The 25,923-nt window shown below is 65.1% G+C and carries 16 protein-coding genes; 13 read left to right on the top strand and 3 right to left on the bottom strand.

The window, feature by feature from the left end; genetic code table 11:
* Positions 1–10 precede the first annotated feature (10 nt).
* Entirely contained in the window at positions 11–2,011 is a 2,001-nt protein-coding gene (locus ACQR1E_RS11205) for a TIGR04372 family glycosyltransferase (RefSeq protein WP_434897039.1), read from the bottom strand.
* Positions 2,012–2,520: 509 nt separating this feature from the next.
* Here ACQR1E_RS11205 and ACQR1E_RS11200 point away from each other — a divergent pair.
* Positions 2,521–4,590: a TIGR04372 family glycosyltransferase gene (locus tag ACQR1E_RS11200; RefSeq protein ID WP_316169689.1), complete on the top strand. Its 2,070-nt coding sequence runs from the start codon at positions 2,521–2,523 to the stop codon at positions 4,588–4,590.
* 87 nt (positions 4,591–4,677) lie between these two features.
* On the opposite strand, the gene ACQR1E_RS11195 is transcribed toward ACQR1E_RS11200, so the two are convergent.
* Both ACQR1E_RS11195 and ACQR1E_RS11190 read right to left on the bottom strand, forming a co-directional pair.
* Positions 4,678–6,762 carry a TIGR04372 family glycosyltransferase gene (locus ACQR1E_RS11195; protein ID WP_434840827.1) on the bottom strand — a complete coding sequence of 695 codons (2,085 nt, stop codon included), beginning with the start codon at positions 6,760–6,762 and terminating at the stop codon, positions 4,678–4,680.
* A 147-nt stretch (positions 6,763–6,909) separates the two neighbouring features.
* Positions 6,910–7,179, bottom strand: coding sequence for a hypothetical protein (locus ACQR1E_RS11190; protein WP_316169864.1), 270 nt, complete (start codon positions 7,177–7,179; stop codon positions 6,910–6,912).
* Between the two features lie 398 nt (positions 7,180–7,577).
* On the opposite strand from ACQR1E_RS11190, the gene ACQR1E_RS11185 reads away from it, so the two are divergent.
* From ACQR1E_RS11185 to ACQR1E_RS11130, 12 genes are all read left to right on the top strand, one after another.
* A complete protein-coding gene (locus ACQR1E_RS11185) occupies positions 7,578–8,783 on the top strand; it encodes a class I SAM-dependent methyltransferase (protein ID WP_434897038.1) in 1,206 nt (401 codons plus the stop codon).
* Positions 8,780–9,316, top strand: a complete 537-nt coding sequence (locus ACQR1E_RS11180) for a WbuC family cupin fold metalloprotein (protein WP_315712828.1) — start codon at positions 8,780–8,782, stop codon at positions 9,314–9,316. Before ACQR1E_RS11185 ends, ACQR1E_RS11180 begins: the two co-directional genes overlap by 4 nt.
* Positions 9,313–10,053 (top strand): SDR family NAD(P)-dependent oxidoreductase, encoded by a 741-nt coding sequence (locus ACQR1E_RS11175; RefSeq protein WP_315712830.1) that lies wholly within the window; start codon positions 9,313–9,315, stop codon positions 10,051–10,053. The genes ACQR1E_RS11180 and ACQR1E_RS11175 overlap by 4 nt, the downstream gene beginning before the upstream one ends.
* Positions 10,054–10,122: 69 nt before the next feature.
* Positions 10,123–11,388 (top strand): class I SAM-dependent methyltransferase, encoded by a 1,266-nt coding sequence (locus ACQR1E_RS11170; protein WP_315753257.1) that lies wholly within the window; start codon positions 10,123–10,125, stop codon positions 11,386–11,388.
* Between the two features lie 145 nt (positions 11,389–11,533).
* A complete protein-coding gene (locus ACQR1E_RS11165) occupies positions 11,534–12,376 on the top strand; it encodes an ABC transporter permease (RefSeq protein WP_315712833.1) in 843 nt (280 codons plus the stop codon).
* Positions 12,377–12,408: 32 nt separating this feature from the next.
* A complete protein-coding gene (locus ACQR1E_RS11160) occupies positions 12,409–13,158 on the top strand; it encodes an ABC transporter ATP-binding protein (RefSeq protein ID WP_315712834.1) in 750 nt (249 codons plus the stop codon).
* A 42-nt stretch (positions 13,159–13,200) separates the two neighbouring features.
* Positions 13,201–14,268, top strand: a complete 1,068-nt coding sequence (locus tag ACQR1E_RS11155) for a glycosyltransferase family 2 protein (protein WP_315825079.1) — start codon at positions 13,201–13,203, stop codon at positions 14,266–14,268.
* Positions 14,265–16,373 carry a TIGR04372 family glycosyltransferase gene (locus tag ACQR1E_RS11150; protein ID WP_434897037.1) on the top strand — a complete coding sequence of 703 codons (2,109 nt, stop codon included), beginning with the start codon at positions 14,265–14,267 and terminating at the stop codon, positions 16,371–16,373. Before ACQR1E_RS11155 ends, ACQR1E_RS11150 begins: the two co-directional genes overlap by 4 nt.
* A gap of 192 nt (positions 16,374–16,565) precedes the next feature.
* Complete coding sequence (locus ACQR1E_RS11145) at positions 16,566–19,457, top strand: NF038122 family metalloprotease (protein WP_316225667.1); 2,892 nt, start codon at positions 16,566–16,568, stop codon at positions 19,455–19,457.
* Positions 19,458–19,822: 365 nt separating this feature from the next.
* Positions 19,823–23,614, top strand: a complete 3,792-nt coding sequence (locus ACQR1E_RS11140) for a S8 family serine peptidase (protein ID WP_434872259.1) — start codon at positions 19,823–19,825, stop codon at positions 23,612–23,614.
* 150 nt (positions 23,615–23,764) lie between these two features.
* Positions 23,765–24,922 carry a glycosyltransferase family 4 protein gene (locus tag ACQR1E_RS11135; RefSeq protein WP_316225665.1) on the top strand — a complete coding sequence of 386 codons (1,158 nt, stop codon included), beginning with the start codon at positions 23,765–23,767 and terminating at the stop codon, positions 24,920–24,922.
* Positions 24,919–25,920 (top strand): glycosyl transferase, encoded by a 1,002-nt coding sequence (locus ACQR1E_RS11130; RefSeq protein ID WP_315825084.1) that lies wholly within the window; start codon positions 24,919–24,921, stop codon positions 25,918–25,920. The genes ACQR1E_RS11135 and ACQR1E_RS11130 overlap by 4 nt, the downstream gene beginning before the upstream one ends.
* Positions 25,921–25,923: the final 3 nt, after the last annotated feature.

The following is a 25,923-nucleotide window of genomic DNA, read 5'->3' as shown; positions in this document are numbered from 1 at the left end:
CCGTTTCGTTTCAGGAGCGATCGAGCAGCGACGCCGCATATTTGTCCAGGAAATAGCGGGACGGCCGTGAATTGCCGAAGAATCCCTGGATGTTCACACATTTTTCCCAGGCATCGTCGACCGGCGGAATGACGGGCGCCGCCCCGGACGACAGATCCAGCACCTCCCGGGTGGTCTCCAGGATCTCGTCGGCGGAGCTCTCGCCGACCGTGAGGCCGGCCGCCTTGACCGTCTCATAGGTCGGGAACGTCCAGCGCCATGTCTCGGAGGTGACGTCGCTCAACGACAGCATGCGCCCCTCGCGCGTATGCACGGGCTTGAGCGAGAAGCGCGTATCCTTCGACCATAACAGGCCGACGGAGCTCAGCGCGTTCACCATCGCGGTCGGAATGCCGAAGCTGGTCGCGACATAGGCAAAGCCCGAGGTCGTGCCGATGAACATGCGCGCGCGGCGCATCAGGTGAATGTCCATCTCCGCCACCTGATCCTCGCTTCGCGCGTAGTCGACCACGCGCGGCATGTCCGGCAGCGGCGGCGCCTTGCGTCCGCCCATGCGGATCACCCAACCGCCCTGCTGGGTGATGTAGCGGACGGTCTCGAGATAGTTGCCGATGGTGGCACTGCGGATCGACTCGCCCGTTCCGAGGGTCTCGCCGCGCGCCTCGGCGTCGCGCATATGCAGGCACACGAACCAATCACCGGGCGCGAGCCCCCATTTCCGACGCAGCGACTGGTACAGCACCTCGGTCCTGTCGTCCGCCTTCATGCGCGCGTCATAGATGTCGCGCAACGGGAAACCCTTGCCCTCGCGCTCCCACTGCTGGAGTGCCATCGCGCCTGCATCGTTCCAGTACATCGTCCGGCCATCCTCGAACTGGAAGGCCTGATGCGAGTCACCGAGGAAAGGCGTCAGGCTGGCGAGCTCGTACCAGACACCGGGGGAAACGTTCTCACCCAGGGTGAGCGTCGGACAAATCTCGGAAAACAGCGACAGGAAAGGCTTGTTGGCGATCCGATCCTTATAGGCGAGCAGGACCGGCTGTCCCTTCCACCACCCCATGCTCCGCATCATCAGGTGCACGTTCAGATGACCATTGTGACCGATCAGCGCGCTCCAATCGGGTGAGAGCAATCTGACATCGCCGAGCTCGGCACCGACCCCGTCGAGCACGCGCTTCAGCTCGGCGGACGGCTTCGGAAGCTGACGGCGAAGGCGACGCTGCGTGTCCAGACCGCGGCTGTACACGAGAGGAACCTTGTCTCCTTCCCCGTTGTGGTAAGTCCTCAGCAGGAGTTCGCGATAAGCATAGAACAGGTAGATGTCGAGACAGACCATGCGGTCGGGCAGATATCTGGGAAGGCTTTCCCAGTACTGCCCGGACGCGTCCAGCTTTCGAAGGACGCCCGTCGAATCGACGAGACCGAGTTCCTGCATCAGGCGAACGGTCACCTCGCGGTCGCGGAAGAAATAAGGAATGAATTGCTCGACCGGGACGTCCCTCGGAACGTGATCGAACTCGACACGCCCGCGAAAAGCCCGTTCCTCATATTGAAAGTTGCGATGCTCCAACATCAGCCGGACGAAGGTCCGCATCGCCGGCGACCGCTCGGCAACCTGCTGCCAGTCGAGAAAATGAATCTGCGTCAGCAGATCCATCGAGTAGCCGTCACCGACGACGCCCGTTCCGTGCAAGGCGAGCTCGGCGATCGGGCGCTCCCCGTCCCACCTCAACCGGCGGAACAGCGGCAGCGCTTCTTTCCGGTACCCCGCGAGTAGAAGATAGAATGCAACCTCGTTCGGGTAGCGCTCCCAAACAGAGCTGTTGAAGATCCAGGGCAGGTGCCGGCCCAGGAAGGGACCGCAGAAAAAGACGAAGTGGCGGTCCAGGCCCGGATGCTGGAAGAAGTGGCGGAATTGTACCGTCAGCCAAAATCTCGCCCTGAACGGCAACACCGTGAATGCCAGATTGCGCAGAAAGTGCCGGCCCGGAAGCCGCGCGAGAAGGCGCAACAGAGGATAATATCGGCCGAATGTACGTTCCGCGCGAGTCAGGTCGTGGACCGGAGCGCTGCCGACGGGCCGGCCCTCGGTCGAAATGGTGTCGAGCGGCAAACCGCACCTCCGGCGCAACCTCGGAAACAGCAGGCAACGATTACTGTGAAGGCCCGACCCGATCAACCCGAATCGGGCGAAAGAAGCCGCCACCTCCCGTCGGAAAGCTGCCGTCCTCGCGTGTCGCTGGCGGTGGTCCGCTCAAGTCCCCCTCTCCTGACGGGCGGCGAGCGCCTGGACTGGCGGCCAACCCACGCGCGCTCTATGCTCGTGCCACGCTTGGGCGCGATCCCTGTCCAGTCCGGAAAGCTGGCAGGCCTGTTTCAATGCCGGGCGGTTGTGCTGCCGAAGCAGTGCGCCGGTGAAACCTTCGCTTTCGTCATGGGGCCTTGGAAATGTTCGTCGAGTCCGTCCACTCAAATCCAGCCGGGCATCCCGCGCCACGCCAACGCAGTCGGGTCCAGGCGTTGAAGTCGAACCTCGCCGGCCGTGCCGCGAGGGCGATCGGCTGGTTTCTGAATGCAGCCGGGCAGGAACGGGCGGAATCGTTGAAGGACCTGATCTTCGCCCTGTTGACCTTCAGACAGGCCTTCATGGTGGCGCTCGTCTTCCACCGCTATGCACACCGGAACGAGTTTGACCGGCAATTCCGCTATTTCTGCGGTCCCGACATCGAAAAAGAGATGCAATGGGTGCTCACCCGCGGCCACTCGGGTCAGTACTGCAACGAGCTGATCCTCTTCCTTCTCATGTGCGAGAAGGAGAAGCGCGTTCTGGAGCTGTTTCCCAGAATCGACTGGGACCGGGTCGATGACGAGTTCATGGAGGCGATCGGCAAGCTGACGAAAAAGCTGACATCCGGCTACTTCATGGAGCTGCTGGCGCAGGCCCACACCATCAATTGGACCGCGCTTCGTCCGCAGGACCTGCGCCGGTTTGCCGAGCTGATCAAGATCATGCTGGAGCACCGGAATTTTCGTTTCGAGCAGACGTCCTTCGAAGGACGGCAATACGATGCGCGCCGAGACGGCGACCCCGAGCCGTTCGAAGCCCCGCTCGACCGCTACGTTCCCGACTTCTTCTGCGACAAGGAGCTGATCGAGACCCTCGTCACTCAGCTCGGTCTCCCCCGGCACGACGATATCCTCGCCGCACGCGAGGACCGCGGCCAATACTGGGAGCGCTTTCCCGCCGATCATCCGCAGCGCAAGGTGTTGTCGGAGATCAACCTGTTCTACGCCTATCGCCACCTGCTGCTGACGACATATCACAGCGGCGAGGGCTTCCATGTCCCGCAGGTCTACACCAAGCTGACGGAGACACAGAAGCGGTTGCGCCGTCATCTTCCCGCGCCCAGCCCCGAGCTCAAGGCCCTTCTCAAGAAGCTCGACACTGATCTGTCGGACGTCAGGCTGCTCTCTCCGGACTGGAGCGCGCTGATCGGCCATAACGGCCATCTCAACGTTCATCTGATGATGCGCGAGATGGGGTGGTGGCAGGGCCAGCCGCTGCTCCTGGCCTACAAGGACCGGATCGCCAACAAGCCGTTCCTGTCGCTGTTCTCGGAGATCTGTCCGACGCTCACCCTGGGCGAGAACGTCACCGCCGGAGTCTGGCACGAACTCGCCAGCCTCACCCCGTTCATCGGCGACTCCCACCAGGCATTCCGCTTCGAGGACGGACGCGCGGTGTACTGGAACGATGCGGGCTCACTCGCGCTCAAGCAATGGGAAAGCCGGCAGCGAAGCTTTCCGCTGCGCGACATCTACGACCGCCGCCTGCTTTCCGACAACCGCGTCGAGCAGACGTACCAGGACTACCGGCGCAAGTGGGGCATGGCGGACGGCGACTGGTTCGTCTGCCTGCACGTGCGGGATGCCCAGACCCGGAATGATACCGAAGGCGTCGGCGAATCCATCCGCAACGCGTCGCTCGCGAGCTATCTCGATGCCGTCCGCCACATCACCGAATGCGGCGGATGGGTTGTCCGGATGGGCGGTCGCAAGGTGCCGCCGTTCCCGCAAATGGAACGCGTGGTGGACTACGCCCGCAGCGACGACGCGTTTCCGGAGATGGACATTCACTTGATGCGCCGTGCCCGCATGTTCATCGGCACGACCTCCGGCTTCGCCTATGTGGCAAGCAGCTTCGGCATCCCGACTGCGATGGTCAATGCATTGAGCTCGATCGGCCTGCTGTGGTCGACGGACACCCGCTTCGCGCTCAAGCCCGTGCACAGGGCGGATGGCCAGATGCTTTCGCTGAGCGAATGGACCTCGGAAGAGTATCGCTGGGCTTACCCTACCCATGAATCCATGGCGCGTGCCAAACTCGTCGTGAGCGAGAGCAGCTCGGACGAAATCCTGGAAGCCGTGCGCGAGGTGCTCGAAATCTCCGATCCCCGGCGGAAAGGACCCGCCCCCGGCGTGGACGGCAAATGGGAGCGTCACGTCCAGGTGCCGGGCTTCTTCGGCAGTTCGCGGCCGAGTAGGTACTTCCTCGAGAAATACGCTCAAGACCTGCTGAGAGAACCGTGAGGACAGCGCGATGCATCAAGCGATGCCGCCCGGACCTGGCGCGCACCTGAGGACGTCGGCCGCGAACAGTAGGGCCATGCTGTCGGACTAACGTTGTCGCGCCCTGGCGACCTCGGGAAGGCTCCTCGGCGGGGCCGCTCCAGGCACCAAGAATGCGCTTTCGTACTTCGCGAGATAGTGGGCACTGATCGTGCCGCCGCCGTAATAGTGAGGCGGCACAAGCTGCTCCCTCCAGAGCGACAAGAGTTGCTGCGAGGCGGTGTCGGCCGCATGTCCGCAAGCGAGATCGACGACCTCCTCGACGACCGCGAGGATTTCGTCTGACGTGTTGTTCAACGGCTGCGCTCCGTTGCGGCTGAGAACGCAGGCGTCGAACAGGCGCCAGCGCCAGGGGGACGAGGTGAGCTGCGTCTGGGTCAGCATCCTTCCGTCGGCGAGACGCACCGGCTTCAGCGCAAACCGAACAGCGCTGTTCCACAATTGCGGATCCGTGGTGATGCAATTCACGAGGGCACTTGGAATGCCGAAGCTGATCGCGACATTCGTCAACCCTGAAGTCGTGCCAATGAAGGCCTTGGCATTCCGGATGAGGCAGATGTCCATCAGTTCGGATCTGAACTTGCTCTGCGCATAATCGATTGCACGGTCGAGCGGCGGAAGTCCGGGTGAATTTGGGCCACCGAGCTTGATCACCCAGCCGCCCCTGCGGGTGATCGCGTGGATGGCATCGAGGTAGGTCTCGATCGGCGCATTGCGGTGGGTCTGGCCGGTCCCGTCGACCTCGGAATAGTGGGAACCGTCACGGGTGTGCAGGCACACGTACCAGTCGTCCGGCTTCATGCCCCAGGATTCGCGCATCCGCCGATAATCGTCCTGCACCTTCGGCGCCGCTTCGTAGATCCGGTCATACTGGTCGCGCAAGGGATGCCCGCGGCCATCCCGCTCCCACTGCAGCATGGCAAGCGCCCCGGCTTCCTGCCACGGCACGACGTCGCCGTTCGGCAGCCGGAACACATTGAAGTTCATGCCGTACCAGCGCTGCAGCGACAGCAGCTCTTCGCCGAGCGCGTGAGAGACGGTTTCCCCGATCACGACGACATCGGCGAACCTTTCGAACAGCCGAAGAAACGCCCTGTTGGCCACGCAGTTCGGACGGACGACGATCAGCGGTCTTCCCGACCACCACCCCAGGTCGCGCATTCGGAACAGGATGTCCAGCATGCCGAGGTGACCGATCTGGGTCGTCCATTCCTCGGGAAGGACCCGCAATTGCTCCAATGGAATTCCCAACCTGCGCAACAGGTGGCTGGCCTCCGCTGATATGGCTGGCGCCGCCTCGCCGAGCTCCGACTGCGCCGCGAGCGCTCTCGTGAACAGACCGATGCCGATGTCGCCAGAGCCGACATGAGTCACGCGCTGGCCGGTGAAGTTGCAGAGATCGAACAGCCTGCCCGCGGCGCCGCAGGCGAAATCAAGAGGGTTGGGATGATAGTTTCGCGCCGGCCGCGACGCCATGTTCTGATGAGGACGCATGTAGTCGGGAATACCACGGCATGCGTCCGACATGCATTCGACCGCGCGGGCCTCGTTGCCGACCATGATCTCGAGCATGCCCTTGAGAAAGGTGAGATGTATCTCCGATTCCGACCTTGCCCTCAGATCCAGCTGCGATGCCAACCGATAGGCCTTGTCGAACTCCCCGAGCTCGAAGAGCGCGCGAACCATCATGTGCGCAAGTTCCGGCGAGCGGGCTGCGAGTTGACGCCGGAGGACCAGATCATAGGCTTCCCAATCGGCTCCGATCCGAAGCAGCAGTTCCGCTGCCAGCATCGGAAAGCTCCGTCTGAGCAATCCCGAAAACCGCAGGTCAGGGTCCTTCGCCAGCAGAGACGCGCAGTGGACCTGATAGGCTCTTTGCAGCAGGCGGCGGTCGCGAAGTTCTCCGATCTCGAACAAGGCGAGGATCAGAAAGGCCAGCCGCGGCGGCAGCAGGCGCAGCAGCCTGGCAGTGCCGACAATCAGGATGCGCGCCCATCGCTGCGGCGCCAACAGAGACCGCTCTCCCCAACGCGCCGTTTCGGCTGGCAGAGTTTCCAGTGCGTTGAACAGCTCAAGGAATCCGCGTCTGCGCACAGGGCTCTGCAGAACTAGCGGCTCCTTGAAGCGCTGCATCGGCTACCCCAACTCCATCTCCGGCTCACGGCCAGCCCCCGTTCTCGAACATCCAGACCGCCCTGCGGCAGACCAGGAGAAGGCTATGCCGTTTGTCGCCTGTCTCGAATTGGCTTCAGCAATACACGCCGCATGCCTATCGGGCTGTCAAGCCAACCCACGACCAATGAGTATGATGATCCCATGAACCCACTCGGTGACCGGCAACAGCCCTGCCCTGTCGACAATCAGCAGAATTGTCGACCACAGAGCCAGCCGCTCGAGCACGAGCCGGCCGATTCCCAGCGAGATGAATACGAAAGCCACAAATCCCGCAAGCAAGGCGTTGAGGAACCCTGCGCCGACCGCAAGAAGAACACAGAAGAGGACCGTGCTCACGCAGACGGTGCGCAAGATCGATCGCAAAACGAGAACCATATCCTTCACGCAGGCGCCCCCTCTTACCAACGTTAGATCTCATGTGGCCGAACAATAGCCGCCAAAGCCCCTCAGCATCGTCTGTAGCATCTCCGCTGGAAGACTGCCCAGTCGCGCAATCCCGCTGCGGTAGAACAAAAATCTGCTGGCGTTATTGACACTGATTCGCCGGTTGAACCGAGAGGGAGTGATGCGAGCGCTCAAAGAGCAACAGCAGCGCGAAACATCACAAATGACGCGAGTTCCAGGGTCTGTGCCAGGCGAACATTTTACGTTGTCATGTTCCCGATTACACTGCTATTGAGGTTGCCTCCAGATGGCAACATCCATAGCAGCCGGCGCGCTGGACGCAGCGGCGAGCCTGAGTGTGCCCATTGATCGAGCGATCCAGCCGAGCCATGTCCACCGGACCACTATCCGGCTGCCGATTGTGCGGTCAGCCGATCTCCACGCAGGCGCTCCCGCTTGGTGAGCTCCCGGTCTGCAACCGGTTCGCGCGTGAGAACCGTGTCCAGCTTCGGGTAACCCTCGACATCGTCGCGTGCGACACTTGTCAACTCGTCCAGCTCCGCGAGCTTCCGCCACCCGAGGCGCTTGTTCCCGAGGTGCCATGGATCCGCTACCGGGAGCCGGAAGGCCATCTCGACGCCCTGGTCGGAGAGCTGCTGTCGTTGAAGCCACGGGCCGGCACCGCCCTCGGCACCGGTCCGTTCGAGGGGCCTCTGCTGGGCAGGTTGCAGGCCCGCGGGCTCACCGCGAGCGCCCTCGCGCTCGGCGCCGCCGGCGCTCCGGGGCGCTATCCCTATCTGGAAACCTGGCAGGCCAGCCTCCGCGAGGAACGGCTGGCCGCCGAAGCGGCGCAGCTTGGCACTTTCGACATCGTATCGTGCCGCTACATCCTCGAGCACACGCCGGAGCCCGTGCAGGCGCTGCAAGCGCTCAGGGTTCTGCTAAATCCCGATGGCCTGCTGCTGATCGAAGTCCCCGACAGCAGCAAGTTCCTCGCGGCGCGCGACTACTGCTTCCTGTGGGAGGAGCATAGCTGCTACTTCGTCGAGGACACGCTGCGGCGCCTGGCTGAGGTGAGCGGCTATCGCGTTCTGGCCCTGCTTCGCTATCCGGGAGCCCTGGAAGATGCCCTGGTCGCCGTCCTCACCCCGGCCGATATTCCCGCCACTCCGGTGGAGCCCCGCGGACCTTCCAGCCTGTTCCAGGTCTACCGTGACAATTTCGTCCCCGCCCGCGCGCGACTGCGCAGCAGGCTGACGGCCCTGGCCGGTCCCGACCGCGACCGGATCGCGTTGTTCGGCATCGGCCATCACGCCATCATGTTCGTCAACACCTTCGGCTTGGCCGACCTGATCGCGGTGGCCGTCGACGATGATGCGGACAAGACAGGCTTTTTCCCCCCCGGCTTCCGTACACCTGTGGTAGGCTCCCAGCGGCTGCTGGATGACGAGCGGATCAGGCTCTGCCTGTTTGCGATCGCGCCGCATATCGAGGGCAAGGTGCGTGAAAAGCTCGCGCCGCTCGCTGCCAGGGGCGTGGAATTCCGCTCGATCTACGCCGCGCTCGACAATTCGATCATGAGGGATCACGCATGACGCTCGTCCAGAAATCCCCCGAGGTATTCCTGGCCGAGGGCCCCATTTCATCGGTGGGCGCGGCCGAGATCAACACCCTGAAGGCCGCGGTGAAGGCCAGCCCGAAGCGGCGGGCCCGCATCAACGCCCATCCGGACGGCGATGACAGCCTGCATGAAATGATCATCGCGATCGATTCCAGCTCCTACATCCGTCCGCACAAGCACCCGGGCAAGAGCGAGGCGTTCCACATCATCGAGGGCGAGGTCGATATCGTGGTGTTCGACGATGACGGCCAGATCGAGCGTGTCGTCGAATTGGGGCCGCCGGGCGGTGCGCGCCCCTTCTACTATCGCATGTCGAATGCATTCTTTCACACCCTGATCATCCGCAGCGACCTGCTGATCGTGCACGAGATCACCAACGGCCCGTTCCGCCCCGGCGCCAGCGTGTTCGCCAACTTCGCGCCCGAGGACAGCGACGCCGCCGGGGCCGAGGCCTATCAGGCCGATCTCGTCCGGCGTGTCGCCGCACGGCAGGGCGTTGCCGCATGACCAGCCATGCCGTCGTGGTCGGCGGCACCCGCGGCCTCGGCCGCGTGGTCGTCGAACGCTTCCTGGCGCGCGGCTGCGCCGTCAGCGTCGTGTCGCGGCAGCGCCCGGCCGATTTTCCCGATCAGCCCGGCTTGAAGCATTTTTCCGCCGATCTCGAGCGCAGCGAGAGCTTTGCCGGGCTCTGGGGTGAGATCGCCGAGGCCAACGGCCCGGTCCGCTACCTCGTCCTGAGCCAGCGCTTTCGCGGCCAGGGCGATCCCTGGGCCGGGGAAATCCAGGTCGGCCTGACCGCCTCGCGCGACCTGATCGAGGGCTTTTCCGGCCATTTCGCTGACGATGGCGACCGCGCCATCGGCGTGGTCAGCTCGGTCTATGCCGAATTCGTCGGCAGTTCGCAGCCGGTCGGCTACCATGTCGTCAAGGGCGGCCTCAACGCCATGGTCCGGCATTACGCCGCGACGCTCGGCCGGCGCGGCATCCGCGTCAACGCGATCATGCCGCTGACCTATCTGAAGCGCGAATCGCGCATCTTCTATGAGCAGAACGAGAAGCTGATGGAGACCTACCGCAAGCTGGTCCCGCTGGGCCGGCTCGGGACGGCCGAGGAATGCGCCGACGCCCTCGACTTCCTCTGCAGCCCGCGCGCTTCGTTCATCAACGGGCAGAGCCTGTTTCTGGATGGCGGAGTGTCCACAGTCTGGCAAGAAGAGGTCGCCAAGAGCTTCGCCGGCCTGTAAAACCCGCCGCAAATTCCTCTTCGGCCGACCGTCCCGCCTGCGGGATCGCCAACCCAGGATCGACACCTCATGCAGCACGTCAAGCACAAGACCGATTGCCGCCTTTGCGGCTCGACCTCGCTCGATCACGTGCTGCCGATCAGGCCTTCGGCGATCGGCGACGCGTTCGTGACGGCGGACCGGCTGGGCGAGAAGCAGGACCTCTACCCGCTCGACTGCTATCTTTGCCTCGACTGCGGCCATCTGCAGAATCTCGACGTCGTCGATCCCGACATCCTGTTCCGCGACTACACCTACCGCACCTCGGTCTCGCTCGGCCTCGTCGAGCATTTCAAGCGCTATGCGCAATCGGTGGTGTCCTCGCTCGCCATCCCCAAGGGCAGCCTGGTCGCCGAGATGGGCAGCAATGACGGCTCGCTGCTCAAGGCGTTCAAGAACGAGGGCATGCGCGTGCAGGGCATCGACCCCGCCCGCGACATCGCGGCGACCGCCACCAAGGAAGGCGTGCCGACGATCCCGGATTTCTTCACCAGCGCGCTGGCGGCCCGCATCAAGTCGGAGCAGGGCGAAGCCAAGCTGTTCTGCGCCAACAACGTGTTTGCGCATATCGACAACATGTCCGACGTCGTGAAGGGCATCCGCCTCCTGCTCGCCGACGACGGCGCCTTCGTGTTCGAGGTCTCCTACATCGTCGACATGATCGACAACATGGTGTTCGACACGATCTACCACGAGCACGTCTCGCATCACGCGCTGATCCCGCTCGAGACCTTCCTGAACCGGCACGACATGACGCTGTTCCACGTCGAACGCACCGGCACCAAGGGCGGCTCGATCCGCGCCTTTGCGCAGCCGAAATCGACCGGCAAGCGCCCGCGCTCGGCGGAGCTGTCGACGCTGATCGCCGAGGAGGAACGGCGCGGCGTCACCAAGCCGCAGATCTACCGTGACTGGTTCGTCGCCATCGAGAACTGCAAGCGCCGGGTGCTCGCTACTCTCGACGAGGCCATCGCCGCGGGCAAGCTGGTCGCGGCCTACGGCGCCTCGACCACCACCACCACCCTGCTCTACCATTTCGAGCTGGAGAACCGGATCAAGTTCATCGTCGACGACAACCAGCTCAAGCACGGCCGCTTCAGCCCGGGCGCCCACATCCCCGTGCTGCCCTCCAGCGAGCTCGCGACGCGAAAGCCCGACATCGTCGTCGTCCTCGCCTGGATCTATGCGGACCCGATCCTGAAGCGCAACCAGGCCTACCTGGACGCAGGCGGTCGATTCCTGGTGCCGCTGCCGGAGCCGCGGATCGTCGACGCCTCGGGCTCGGTCGCGATCTGAGCCGCGGCGGCGGCCTGAGCTGACCGGTTGACAGTGCCCTCGTAACATGGTCCAGCAAGCCCCGGCGATGGGCCGCCGGCGTGGCGGGGGTCCAACCGCATTCAGCTGGTAAGACAAACACTTACGGCTCTCGCGAGGTACAAGGATGACCACCCTGACCGATGGACAGGTCGAGCGGTTCGTGGTTGCGGATCGGCGTCGCATCTCCTGGGCGCGCTGCCGCGAGGACATCGCGCCTTTCATCACCCGTCACGTCACCTGGCGCGCGCTCGCTGCCGGTGACATCCGATCGAAATACCGCCGCACCATGCTGGGCCCGTGGTGGATCACGGCCACCAACGCGATCACCGCCCTGATCATGGGCACGGTGGCCGGCCGCTTCCTCGGCGCCGACATGAAGACCTACCTGCCCCACTTCATGGTCAGCATGACCATCTGGAGCTTCATCTCGTCCTCGCTCAGCGAGGCCTGCTATACGATGATCAATGCAGGCGGCATGATCAAAGCCGTCGACATGCCGATCCTGATCCATGTCATGCGCATGGTTCAGCGCAACCTGATCATCTTCCTGCACAACATCGCGGTGATCCCGTTCATCTGGCTCGTCTATCCATGGTCGGTCGGGTTCGGAATGGTCCTCGCCATCCTCGGCCTGATGATCGTCTACGTCTTCGTCGTCAGCGCCTCGGTGATCGTCTCGATGATCTGCGTGCGCTATCGCGACGTGCCGCCCGTCATGGCGGCGGTGCTGCAGCTCCTGTTCTTCATCTCTCCGATCATCTGGGAACCGTCGAGTATCCGCGGCGGCGAGCTCATCGTCACGCTCAATCCGATCGCCTATCTCTTGTCGGTCACGCGCGGTCCGCTGATGGGCGACGTTCCCGGCCTTGCGACCTGGGCCGGTGCCATTGGATCGGTCGCGGTCCTGACCGCCGCCATGATCTATATCTACACGCGCTATCGGTCGCGCGTCGTGTATTGGGCCTGACATCATGGCCGGGAGCTCTGGATCCGCCTCGAATGACTCTCATTGAAGCCAAGCAAATCGGCATCGAATTTCCGGTCGCGCCGCCGAACGCACGATCATTCCGGCATCTGGCCATCAAGGCGGCCTCGCGCGTCGGCGGCCGGGTCTCGAAGAGCGACGGCTCGTTCCAGTTCGTCCAGGCGCTCGATGACATCAGCTTCACCCTGAAGCAGGGCGACCGGCTCGGCCTGATCGGCCACAACGGCGCCGGCAAGACCACGCTGATCCGCGTGCTCGCCGGCATCTACGAGCCGACGCGCGGCTCGCTGCGGACCGTAGGGCGTAACGTTCCGATGTTCGACATCGGTCTCGGCATGGACGAAGAGGCCTCGGGCTACGAGAACATTCGCACCCGCGGCCTCATCCTCGGGCTCTCGCCCGAGGAGATCGAGCAGCGCGTGCCCGAGATCGCCGAATTTGCCGAGCTCGGCGACTATCTGGAGCTGCCGATCCGGACCTATTCCTCGGGCATGCTGCTGCGTCTCGTGTTCTCGATCGCAGCCTCGATTCACGGCGACATCATCCTGATGGACGAGTGGATCGCGGTCGGCGACGCGCAGTTCCGCAAGAAGACTCACGGCCGGCTGCAGGACATCACGATGCGCTCGGGAATCGTCGTGCTCGCCACCCATGATCATGGCCTGCTGCGCGACACCTGCAATCTCGGGCTCTATCTCGATGGCGGCCGCGTGCGGGCCTTCGGCGCCCTGGACGACGTTCTGAAAGAGCTGCCCAAGGTTTGAGCGGCCGGGCTCGACAGCATGCGGCAGGAAGCTCGCTGAACCATGACCACGACGCCCGCCCGCGCTGCCTCCCCGACCGTTACGCTGGTCGTCCCGAACTTCAACCACGCCCACTACCTGCCCGAGTCGCTCGGCAGCATCGCGAACCAAACCCGCGCCCCCGACCGCGTCATCATCATCGACGACTGCTCGACGGATGACAGCATCGCGGTCATTTCACGCTTCGTGGCGGAACGGCCGAGCTGGCGACTGATCCGCCACGAGACCAACCAGGGTGTCGTGCGCGGTCAGAACGAGGCCCTGGCGATCGCGGACACCGAATGGATCGGTTTTCTCGGGGCCGACGATGCGCTGCATCCGGCTTATCTCGAAAAGGCGATGGCGCAGGCGACCACCCATCCCGAAGCCGGTCTGGTCTTCGCCTGCTGCGAGATCATCGGCCCTCAGGGACCGTCCGCAAAACGGATGCTGCGGCCGGTGATGCTGCCGGCTTCCGCATCGGCGATGCTGACGCCGGCCGACGTTCGCCACGCGCTGCGTTTTGGCGACAACTACTTTTCGGGCACCACCTCGCTCTACCGCCGCACGGCCTTGCAGGCGCTCGGCGGATTCGACGTCAAGCTCGGCTCGTTCTCGGACGCGTTTCTCGCCCGGCGGCTGGCATTGACCTATGGCTGCTGCTTCATCGCCGAGGCGCTCGGCTACTGGCGCATCCACGGCCAGAACTATTCGACGGCGACCGCAACCGATCCGGCTTCGCTCAACGCCAAGCTCGCGGAGATCGGCGCGCTGATTGCGCAGAGCAGGCTGTTCCCAAAGGGGTATGAGGATGTGTTCGCCCGGCGCAATCGCTTCGGCGCCGCGCGGATGGTACTGGGCGGCGATACGGCAGCGTCGGCCAAGGCAGCGCGCGTATCCGCCTTGCTCGACGGCAATGCGCTCGATACGCACCTGCTTGGGCTGATGTTGAGCCTCGGCGCAAGCGGCCGCCTTGCTGCGCTGGCTTGGATCACCTTGCGGACGCGGCCGATGTCGCTGTCTCGCCTGCTCGCCCAGGCCGCCACGCGACGGGCGATCTTGTCCACCACGCCCGGCTATCGCGCGCCATGACGGTCCGCGCCCCCTTCGGCTCTCTCCGGCGCCGCCTCGGCGCGAAGGCGGCGCCTGCGCCGATCCGCGCGATGCCGACGGCGCAACCATCGCCGCAGGCGCCGCGCAGCCGCTGGTCGCCGCGGACGTGGCTGACGACATCCGCATTTCGTCTCTACGCGTTCCTGAGCGCGCGGCGCCGGCAATTGCTGCCGCTGACCACTCGTGCCGCGAACATCGTCGACAGCAGGCTCATCGTTGCGCCGGCCGGGGCGACGCTGCTCCGGCTGATGGACCGGCAACTGGCAAGGGGATCGCGCCTTGGCCGTTTGCTGGCGCTGACGACCTCGACCACGTTGGCCGCCGCCGCGCAGGTTCATCTGGCCGCAAGCCGCAAGCCGAGCGCGCTGCGTGCGGTGCGGATCTTGAACCTGATCTTCCGCAGCAACGTGCGTGCGCGAGCCGGTGTGGGCGCGCAGGCCTATTTCACCACGCTGGCGCTGTGCAGCGCCTATGACCGGATCGTGCGCGACGTGCCACGGCCCGAGACGATCGACAGCTTCGCGATCAATTTCGCGGTCGGCGTCGCCCACATGTATCGCGACAATCTGCCGGTCGCGGCCCATTTCCTGACAGCGGCTGCGGCCTCCGGCGACGGCAACGCGCTGCGCAAGCTCGGCGCCGTCCACGCCTTGGCCGGCGACCACGTCCGGGCCGCCGCCTGCTTCAGGGCGTCGGTCGCGCGCGATCCCCGCTCGGTGATGGCGCACCAGAACTATGCCGGCGGCTATGATCCGTCGACCTACACGCCGAGCGCCTGGGAGCTGGAGCATGCCGGCGAGCTCCTGATCTACGACAATCTGATCCAGCTCGGCGAGAACTTCTATCACCAGGGCCGTTACGAGGACACGTTCCGCTGCTATCAGGCCGCGCTCGACCATCAGGACGCCTTGGCGGCCAAATGGTCGATTCCCGGCGCGCTGATCGATCGGATTGCCGGCGCCAGCAGCATCTTCGATCCCGCGCTCCCGGTCCGGCTGCTCGGCTACGAATGGGTGACGCTGATCGGCCACATCGGCTTCATCGACTGCCATTTGCGCATGGCCGCGCTCGGCATGCTGCCGCGCGCCAACTACGTCCTGCTTGCTCCGGCGAGCAAGGTGGTCAACCAACCGTTCCTCGGGCTGTTCGCGCCGCATGTCACGATCGTCGAGGACCCCGCTCTCGTCGACGACCTGCTGCCCTATCAGCGGCTGGTCGGCGACCAGTTCATCGCCGTCCGCGGCCAGGACGGCCTGGCTGAGCCATGGGCCCACGCGGCGTCGCGCGCGCAGGTCGCCTGGGCCGAACAGCGGCGGCTGCCGATCGTGAAGGTCCCATCGGAGCTGATGGACACCGGGGCTGCCAGGCTGCGCGCCGCAGGTGTCACCGCGGACTGGTTCGTCGCGATGCACATCCGCGAGGGCGGCTATCATGGCGACGGACCAGGCACCACGCGCCAGCATCGCTCCGCCAATGTCGGCGACTACCTGGACGCCATCGCCGCAATCACCTCACGCGGCGGCGCCGTGGTCAGGCTCGGCGATCGCAGCATGACGCCGCTGCGCGGCATGGCCGGCGTGTTCGACTACGCGCACAGCGACATCAAATCGGCGGAGATGGACCTCTATCTCTGCGCCGCAGCTCGTCTGTTCGTCGGCACGACATCGGGCCTGACCACGGCCGTGCAGGCGCTGGGAACGCCGATGCTGCTGGTCAACTGCATCTCCAACGACTGCCAGTTCTGGCATGACCGCACCGACTTCACCGTGCGGCCGGTCTATGACCGGCGTGGACGGCGCTACCTCTCGCTGCGCGAGACCTACCGCCAGCCGCTGCAGGCGCTGCTGATCGACACCGCCGTGCTGGCCCGTCACGGGCTCGAAATCCACCCCAATACCGCACAGGACATCACGGCAGCCGTCCGCTACAAGCTCGATTGCCTGGACGGAACCGGCAGATCCCTGCGTGAGGGCGGCCCGCAGCTCGATCGCTATCGCGCAGCGCTCAGCAGCAACCCCTACAATTTTGGTGCTGCGCTACCGGTCCCCGCGTTCCTGGACCGCCTGCCCGAGCTGCTGCACTGAACGCGTAACCCGGCCTCGGTTCGATCAACGCCCGCGACGGCCATCGCGGGTCGTTTTCCAGTGCTTCGGGGCTCCCGTTAACCTCCGAGCAAGATCGATGCCCTGTAACTTGGGATGGTCGCGATTCGGCTCGGCAGCGCGTCGATACGGTCGAGCCATGCGCCGCTCATGCGATTAGCCGGAACTGAGGCAATGCCCGGAGTGTCCACCTTACAGTCGGTCACGACCTCACCTCCGTACGACGCGGGGGTCCCTCCGCCGTCGAATCCCGTGGAGCTGCCCGACGAGGCGGTCCAGGCCCAGCTCGCGCAGGGTGACTTCGGCGGGATCGGCGCGGTCACCGCGGTGAGCGCCGGCGGACTGACAATCAATCTGCTGTTCGACACGGCGGCGATGAATGCACCGGCGAGCTTTCGCGCCGGCATTCAGCAGGCCGCCGCGATCCTCACCTCGATGATCTCGGATCATATCACCGTCAACATCAAGATCGACTATAGCGGCGTCGGCGGCGGCGCGGCGGCCGGTCCTGACGGCGGCCAGTGGATGAGCTATTCGAGCGTCAGGTCCAACCTGATCAACTATGCCAGCCCAGGCGATACCACCTTCAATGCCCTGCCGGCGGGATCCAGCATCCAGGGACAGTCCTACGTCGCGGTGTGGAATTCGCAGCTGAAGCTGTGGGGCGGCCTCGGCGCCAACGATGCAACCACCGACGACGGCAGCGCGACCTTCGCGACTGACATCAATTCAAACCTGCTGGTCGGCGTGGCGCTGCACGAATTGACGCACGCGTTCGGCCGCGTGCCCTACGGGCCGCAGCCGGACGTGTTCGATCTGTTCCGCTTCTCCAGCCCGGGCGTCCGGCTGATGACCGGCGGCGCGACGGCGGGGACCGCGTATTTCTCGGTCGACGGCGGCTATACGAAGCTCGCGGATTACGGCCAGTCCTCGGACCCCAGCGACTTCCTGAACAGCGGCGTGCAGGGCGGCAACGATCCGTTCAACGAATTCTACACCTACAGCACGCTGCAGACGCTGACGGCCGTGGATCTCAAGCAGATGGACGCGCTCGGCTTCCATCTCGTTTCCGCAACGCCGGTGACGATCGAGGCGCTGGGATCGACCAGCCTGGTGCAGCTCGGACTGAGCTACTTCCTCAATCCGGTCGGCGGCGGTACCGGACCGCAGATCAAGTTCGGCGGCAGCATCGTCCAGCCCGGACAAATGGGCGGCTGGACCCCGATCGCGGGCGAGACCAGCGGCAGCGGCTATCAGGTCGCCTGGAAGATGTCGGGGGCGGATCTCTACACGGTGTGGAATGTCGACAGCAGCGGCAACTACACCGGCAATGCCATCGGCGCCGTCTCGGGAGGCACGGCTGCATTCGAGGCGTTCGAGACGTCATTCCATGAGGATTTGAACGGCGACGGCATGATCGGCATTCCCACGACGGTCATCGAGGCCGTGGGATCGACGAGTCTCGTCCAGGCCGGCAACGGCTATTTCCTCAATCCCGTCGGCGGCGGCACCGGCCCGCAGGTCAAGTTCGGCGGCGCCAACCTGGTGGTCGGTCAGCTCGGAGGCTGGACGCCGATCGCAGCCGACGTCGTGGGCAGCGGCTATCAGATCGCCTGGAAGATGGCCGGCGCCGACCTCTACACGGTCTGGAATACCGACAGCAGCGGTGCCTATACGACGAATGCGATCGGCGCGGTCAGCGGGACCAACAGTGCGCTGGAAGCGCTGGAAACCAACCTCCACCAGGACCTGAACGGCGACGGCACGATCGGCATTCCGACCACCGTCATCGAAGCCCTGGGATCGACCAGCCTCGTCCAATCCGGATCCAGCTACTATCTGAACCCGGTCGGCGGCGGCACCGGTCCGCAGGTCACGTTCGGCGGCTCCGTTCTCGTCGTCGGTCAGCTCGGCGGCTGGATGCCGATCGCGGCGGACACCGTCGGTGGCGGCTATCAGATCGCCTGGAAGATGACGGGCGCGGACCTGTATACGGTCTGGAATACCGATAGCAGCGGCGCCTATACGAGCAACGCGATCGGCGCCGTCAACGGCACCAACAGCGCGCTGGAAGCACTGGAGACGAACCTCCATCAGGATCTGAACGGGGATGGCACGATCGGCATCCCCTCGGCCGTGATCGAAGCGCTGGGATCGACGAGCTTGGTGCAATCCGGTTCGACCTACTTCCTCAATCCGGTCGGCGGCGGCACCGGGCCACAGATCGTGTTCGGCGGCAGCGTCGTCACCGTTGGTCAGCTCGGCGGCTGGAACCCGATCGGCGCAGAGAGCTCCGGCGGCGGCTACCTGGTCGCCTGGAAGATGGCGGGAGTCGACCTCTACACGGTCTGGAATACCGACAGCGGCGGCGCTTACGTCAGCAATGCAATCGGCGCCGTTCCGGGCGGCTCGGCGGCGCTGGAGACGCTGGAGACCAGCTTTCATCAGGATCTGAACGGCGACGGCACCATCGGTGTGCCCGCGCACGTCGCGGCGAGCACGCAAGCCGTGACGCTGGCCGGTGGCCCGGACGTGGTCCTGACGGTGCCCGGCAGCTTCGGCGGCTCTCTGATCGGGTTCGGCAGCAGCGGCGATCAGATCGACCTCAACGGCATCGCCTTTCATTCGCTGCAGGCGCATTTCGACGACAGCAGCGGGCTGCTGTCGCTCAGCGACGGCGCGAGCAGCACCTCGTTGCATTTCCTCGGACCGCTGTCGCAGGACAGTTTCCGCTTCGCCAATGACGGCCAGGGCGGCACGATGATCTCGGCGGCCGCGGGTCCGGCGAGCGGCCCTGCTCCGCAGGCCGTCTCCCTGGCAGGACACGACACCTTCGTCTTCGCCGAGCATTTCGGCCAGGTCAGCGTCGCCGACTTCCATCTGGGCAGCGACGCGATCGTCATCAGCCACGACCTTTTCGCAAGTCAGGCGGCTCTGCTGGCGTCGATTCACGACGATGCGGCCGGCAACGCCGTGATCACCGATGCCGCGCAGGACACGATCACCGTCCAGCACGTCACGACGGCAGACCTGCTGACCCATTTGTCCAGCTTCCACCTGGTCTGATCGGCGCGCCAGCGGTCTTCGGGGCAGGCTGGCGGGAGCGATCCGCTGCAGCGCACGCTCCGATCTCCGCGACCGTCCGGAGCTGCCACCCCCGAACACAATCAATGGTTGAAATCGATCAAACAGATCGAACAATGACGTATGGCCGGAGCCGCCATTCTTCGGTACCATTTTATACAAGATCGAGGGGCATCACTGCGCGATGCTTCAATCCCATTTCGCCTGTCGGCCTCGAGGACAGGATCACCATCGCTGCATGCATGCTTTACCAATCTGGCCGTACCGAAGACATTCCTGACCGTTGGCGGGAAGCTGCCGAGTCCCTCATTTTCGATCCTGTTGCTGGCGGCCGTCACGAGTCGCATGTGCAGCAGCCTGCCGCGCCCGCCGAGTACGAATTCAAGCCGGCCTCCGCCATCGCGCAGACGCTGCTTGGCCCGGCCGGGCAGATCGATCCTGCCCCTCCTGCGCCGAGCGCCGATGCTCCGAGCGAGGCGCCGGGCCTCCTCGCGCACGGCGACGGCGAGGCAACGGTGGTCGCACAACTCTTCGACGTGAGCGCGCGGGCCCAGACGTCGGCCCAGGAGGCGGCCGAGCTAACGGCTCGGACGGTGGTCGCCGGCTCGACCTGGCAAGTCACCGAGACGTCCTTCCATCCGGCCCCAGCGATTGCGGGCAACGTCTCCGTCGAACCGGCGTATGCCGGGCCAAGCACCAACGAGACCGGATTCGTCCTCTCGATCAGCGTCGAGATGTGGTCAAGCGCCAGCGCATCGCTGCAGACATGGTCGTTCAGCAGCCTCGGAAAGCCCGCGACAGCGCAGGCCGGGCCGAGCGGCGCGCCCGCGCCGTCGCTTCAGGACGCAGTGACGGAAGCCATCGCCTCGGCGGTCAGTGCACAAGGTGCGACCAGCGCCCAGGTCGTTCAGGCGCTCGGCGGCAACTCCACGGGCGTGACGGGAGCCGGCATCAAGATCGGCGTCCTCTCCAGCAGCTTCAACAATCTCGGCGGCGCCGCTGCGGACGAAGCCGGCGGAGCCTTGCCTTCGGCCTCCAAGATTCAGATCCTCAAGGATATGCCATCGGGCGGGACGGACGAAGGCCGTGCGATGATGCAGGTCATCCACGACATTGCGCCTGACGCCAGTCTCGCCTTCTATACCGCGTTCCAGAGCGAACAGGACTTCGCCGACGGCATCATCGCGCTCGCCAATGCCGGCTGCAAGGTCATCGTCGACGATGTGAGCTATTCGGACGAGCCGTTCTTCCAGAACGGCGTTGTCGCCCAGGCCATTCAGACCGTTCAGGCCATGGGCGTGACCTATGTGACGTCGGCCGGCAACAACGGCAGCACGGCCTATCAGACGTCCTGGACCTCGATCTCCGGCAGCATCGGAGGAATGTACTACGATGGCAATGCGCTGAGCTTCGGCGGCAACATCGCGCAAACCATCACCGTGACCGCGGGCGCCAACCTGCTCGTGCAATGGGACGAGGCTTGGGGTCAAGCCGCGTCTCATCTCTCGGTCAACGTGTACCAGAATGGACAATATCTCGGACACGTTCCCAACAGTTATCAGAACCCGTGGATCGGCTTGCATTTCGCGGTCTCCGGCACCTACCAGATCGTCATTGCGGACGTTTCCGGCTCCACGCCATCGACGATCAAGGAGATCCTGGCAGGCAACGGCCTCCCGGTCTCCATCAGCGGCGCCAATATCGGAACTGTCTTCGGTCACGCGATGACCCCGGGGGTCATCACCGTCGGAGCCGTCGATGCCGCCAACACGCCTGCCTTTGGCGCAACACCGGTCTCGGAAAGCTTTTCATCGTCCGGCGCCGGGACCGAGATCCTGTTCGCCAACGACGGCACGCGCCTTACGACGCCGCTCCAGCTCAGCCCAGTCGTGGTCTCCGGCATCGACAACATCTCGACGACCGTCACCGGAATGACCGACTTCTACGGCACCTCCGCAGCCGCACCGAGCGTTGCCGCGATCGCGGCCTTGATCCTGACGGCCAACCCGACGCTGAGCTACGCCAACGTCTCGGAGATCCTGCAGCAGACGGCGGTGCCGATGGCCAATCCGGCGGTCGCCGGCGCGGGTCTCGCCCAGATCAATCCTGCCGTCGGATCGGCCCCCTATTTCGCCAACACCATCGTCGAGGCGCTCGGATCGATCAGCCTCGCCCAGGTCGGCGTCATCTACGATCTCAACACCATCGGTGCGAGCACATCGGTGGCGCTGCGGTTCAACGGCGCCAACGTCGTCGTTCACCAGCTCAGCAACTGGACGCCGATCGGCGTCGAAGCCAATGGAAGCGGCGGCTACGAAGTCGCCTGGACATTCCAGGGGCAGGATCTCTACACCGTCTGGAACGTGGACAGCAGCGGCAACTACATCGGCAACGCGATCGGCGCCGTCTCCGGAAGCTCGTCCGCTTTCGAAACATTCGAGACGGCGTTCCATCAGGATTTGAACGGCGACGGCACGATCGGCATTGTCAGCACGGTCATCGAGGCCGCGGGGGCCACGAGCCTGGTCCAGTCCGGCAACGGCTATTTCCTCAATCCGGTCGCGGGCGGGACAGGACCGCAGATCAGCTTCAACGGCAGCACCGTCAGCCCCGGGCAGCTGGGCGGCTGGACTCCGATCGCTGCAGAGGCCGTCGGCGGCGGCTATCAGATCGCCTGGAAGATGGCGGGCAGCGACCTCTACACCGTCTGGAACGTCGACAGCAGCGGCAACTACACGGGCAACGCCATCGGCGCGGTCAATGGCGCCAGCAGCGCGCTCGAGGCGCTGGAGCCGAACTTTCACCAGGACCTGAACGGCGACGGCACGATCGGCGTTCCGAGCACGGTCATCGAGGCCGCGGGATCGACAAGCCTGGTGCTGGCCGGGTCGAGCTATTTCCTCAATCCCGTCGGCGGCGGCACTGGTCCGCAGATCATGTTCGGCGGCAGCATCGTGACCGTCGGTCAGCTCGGCGGCTGGGCGCCGATCGCCGCGGAGCCGTCCGGCAGCGGCTATGAGATCGCCTGGAAAATGGCGGGCGCCGATCTCTACACCGTCTGGAACACCGACAGCAGCGGCAACTATACCGGCAACGTCATCGGCGCGGTTGCGGGAAGCTCCGCAGCCCTGGAAGCGCTGGAGCCCAGCTTCCACCAGGATCTGAACGGCGACGGCACCATCGGCGCCCCAAGCGTGACACCGAGCGGCAGCGTGATCGAAGCGCTCGGGTCTACCAGCCTGTCGCTGTCGGGCACGACCTACCTGATGGCGCCGGTGTCGGGAGGCACCGCAACGCAGGTCATGTTCGGCGGCAACGTCATCGTTGCCGGCCAGCTCGGCGGCTGGGCGGCGATCGCTGCGGAGGTCTCGGGCGGCGGCTATCAGGTCGCCTGGAAGATGGCCGGCGCCGACCTCTACACGGTCTGGAACACCGATAGCAGCGGCAACTACACCGGCAATGCCATCGGCGCCGTTTCCGGCAGCTCGACGTCCCTTGAAGCCCTCGAGAGCAGCTTCCATCAGGATCTGAATGGCGACGGCACGATCGGGATCCCGACCGTCAGCTCGGTGACGGCGAGCGCAGAGACGGCCACGACGTCGGGTGCGACCGACCTGGTCCTCGCCGCGCCTTCCTTCAGCGGCAATCTCATCGGATTCGGTAGCACCGCCGCTCAGATCGATCTCAAGAGCATCGCATTCACATCGCTTCAGACGCATTTCGACGAGACGAGCGGAATGCTGTCGCTGAGCGACGGGCCCAACAGCGCGTCGCTGCACTTCGTCGGCCCATTGTCGCAGGACAGCTTTCACTTCGCAGCGGACGGCCAGGGCGGCACTCTGATCTCCGGGACCTCGATCTCCGGCGCGGCATCCTCATCGGTGTCGCTGCAGGGACACGACACCTTCGTGTTCGCCGAGCATTTCGGTCAGGTGAACATCGCCGACTTTGCGGTCGGCACCGACAAGATCGTGTTCAGCCAGAGCATCTTCGCGGACCCGTCCACGCTGCAGGCCGCCATCCATGACGACGCCGCGGGCAACGCCGTCATCACCGATCCGGCACTCGACACCATCACGATTCAGCACGTGTCGACGGCCGAGCTGCTGTCTCATCTGTCGAGCTTCCATCTGGTCTGAGACCGGCGGCATTCGAGGCGTCGTCTCCGCCATTCGGCGGGCGAAGGGTGCCCGGCGGGCGGTTTCCGCCCGCCGCAGGACAGATAACGGCTCGCGCGAGGGCCGCTCTTGCCCTATACGGCGCTTCGACCATCCTACACCGTGAGTTTGATGCCCCCGCCCCGCTCCGCTTCGCCGCGCCGCCTGCTCTACGTGGCCAACGAGGATTACGCCTTCCTGATGCATCGCCTGCCGATGGCGCGCGCGGCGCGCGAGGCCGGCTACGAGGTGCATGTCGCGACCAACGTCAATGCCGGCGCCGCCGCGATCGCCGCCGAGCGGTTCGTGCTGCATCCGATCCCGTTCCAACGCGGCGGGCTGTCGCCGTCATCAGCCCTGCCCACGATCCGCGCGATCCGCGCCGTCGAGGCTGCGATCAGCCCCGACGTGGTGCATCATTCCGGATTGCAGTCGAGCGTGCTCGGCTCGCTCGCCGCGCTTGGACGCACCACTCCGGTCGTCAACGCCATGACCGGCCTCGGCTATGTGTTCACATCGGCGAGCTGGCGCTCGCGTCTGCTCAAGCAGGGCCTGCTGTGGCTGCTGCCGCAGCTCATGAACCGGACACCGAGCTGCGTGCTGGTCCAGAATCCCGACGATCGCGAGGCGCTTCAAGCCATGGGCGTCCGGGGCGACAAGATCACGCTGATCCCGGGCTCGGGCGTCGACACCGACCGCTTCCAGCCGCTGCCAGAACCGGACGGGCCGATCACCTTCGGCTTCGCAGGACGGCTGCTGACCGACAAGGGCGTCCGCGCCCTGGTCGCTGCGCACCGCATGCTGCGCCAGCAGGGCCGCGACGACCAGTTGCTGATCGCCGGCTCGCCTGATCCGGCCAATCCTGCCTCGGTCTCGGCCGAGGAGGTCGAGGCCTGGCGGAAGGAACCCGGCATCACCCTGCTCGGCCAGATCAAGGACATCACCGAGCTCTGGCGCCGCTGCCACGTGGCCGTGCTGCCGTCGCATCGCGAAGGACTTCCGGTCAGCCTGCTGGAGGCCGCCGCCTGCGCCCGGCCGCTGATCTCCACCAATGCACCCGGCTGCCGCGAGATTGCGATCCACGACCAGACCGGACTCGCCGTGCCGGTCGAGGATGCGGCGGCGCTCGCGCAGGCGATGGCGCAGCTGGCGGCGTCGCCCGAGATGCGCGCACGTTATGGCGCGGCGGCCCGTCAACTGGTCGAGGACAAGCTCTCGGCCAGGATCATTGGCCGTTCGGTGGTGGCGCTCTATGATCGCCTCATCTCGGCCGCAGAGGTCTGCGGATGATCGCCGATCCCACCGCGGTCCTTGCCGCCATCGCCGTGCTCGCGGCCGCGATGTGCGCCATCCTGATCGTGCTGTTGCGTCCAGTGCTCCAACGCTACGCGCTGGCGCGGCCGAATGCGCGCTCGTCGCACAAGATCCCGACGCCGCAGGGGGCCGGCATTGCCGTGATCGGCGCCACGATCGTTGTCGGCGGCGCGTTCGCCTCCGTGGCCGGTTTCGCGCCGCTGCTGATGCTGTTCATCGCCGTGCCGATGCTGGCGCTGGTCGGCCTGATCGACGACATCAGGCCGATCCCGGTGCTGCCGCGCCTGGTCCTGCAGGGATTGGCCGTCGGCCTCGTCGTATTCACCGCGCCTGACGATCTCAGGCTGTTTCCGATCCCGCTGGCGGTCGAGCGCACGCTGCTGCTGATCGCCGGCCTGTGGTTCGTCAACCTCGTCAACTTCATGGACGGGCTCGATTTGATGACCGTGGCCGAGGCAGTGCCGATCACGGCGACGCTCGTCCTGTTTGGCCTCTCCGGTGAACTGCCCTGGCCGGCGACCGCCATCGCTGCGGCGCTGGGTGGCGCCATGCTCGGCTTTGCGCCCTTCAACCGTCCCGTCGCAAAGGTCTTTCTCGGGGATGTCGGCAGCCTGCCGATCGGGCTGCTGCTCGGCTGGGGCCTGCTCCATCTTGCCTGGCAGGGCGACGTCGCAGCGGCGCTGCTGCTGCCGCTGTATTATCTGATCGACGCCACTTTCACCCTGTTGCGACGGATGGCACAGCGCGAGCCGTTCTGGGCGGCGCACCGCACGCATTTCTATCAACAGGCCACCGATAACGGCTTCACCGTCTGGCGCGTCGTCAGCGAGGTGTTCATCCTCAACGTCGTGCTTGCGACGCTCGCAGCCATCTCGGTCGCGCAGCGTTCCATGACGGCCGACGCCATCCTGCTCGTCTTCGGTCTCGGCGCCGTCACCTGGGTGCTGAGCCGCTTCTCGCGGCGGCGCCATTGAAGA

The sequence above is a fragment of the Bradyrhizobium sp. HKCCYLRH1030 genome, from assembly GCF_051168395.1.
Taxonomy (GTDB): Bacteria; Pseudomonadota; Alphaproteobacteria; order Rhizobiales; family Xanthobacteraceae; genus Bradyrhizobium.
This window is presented reverse-complemented; position numbering and strand designations above follow the sequence as displayed.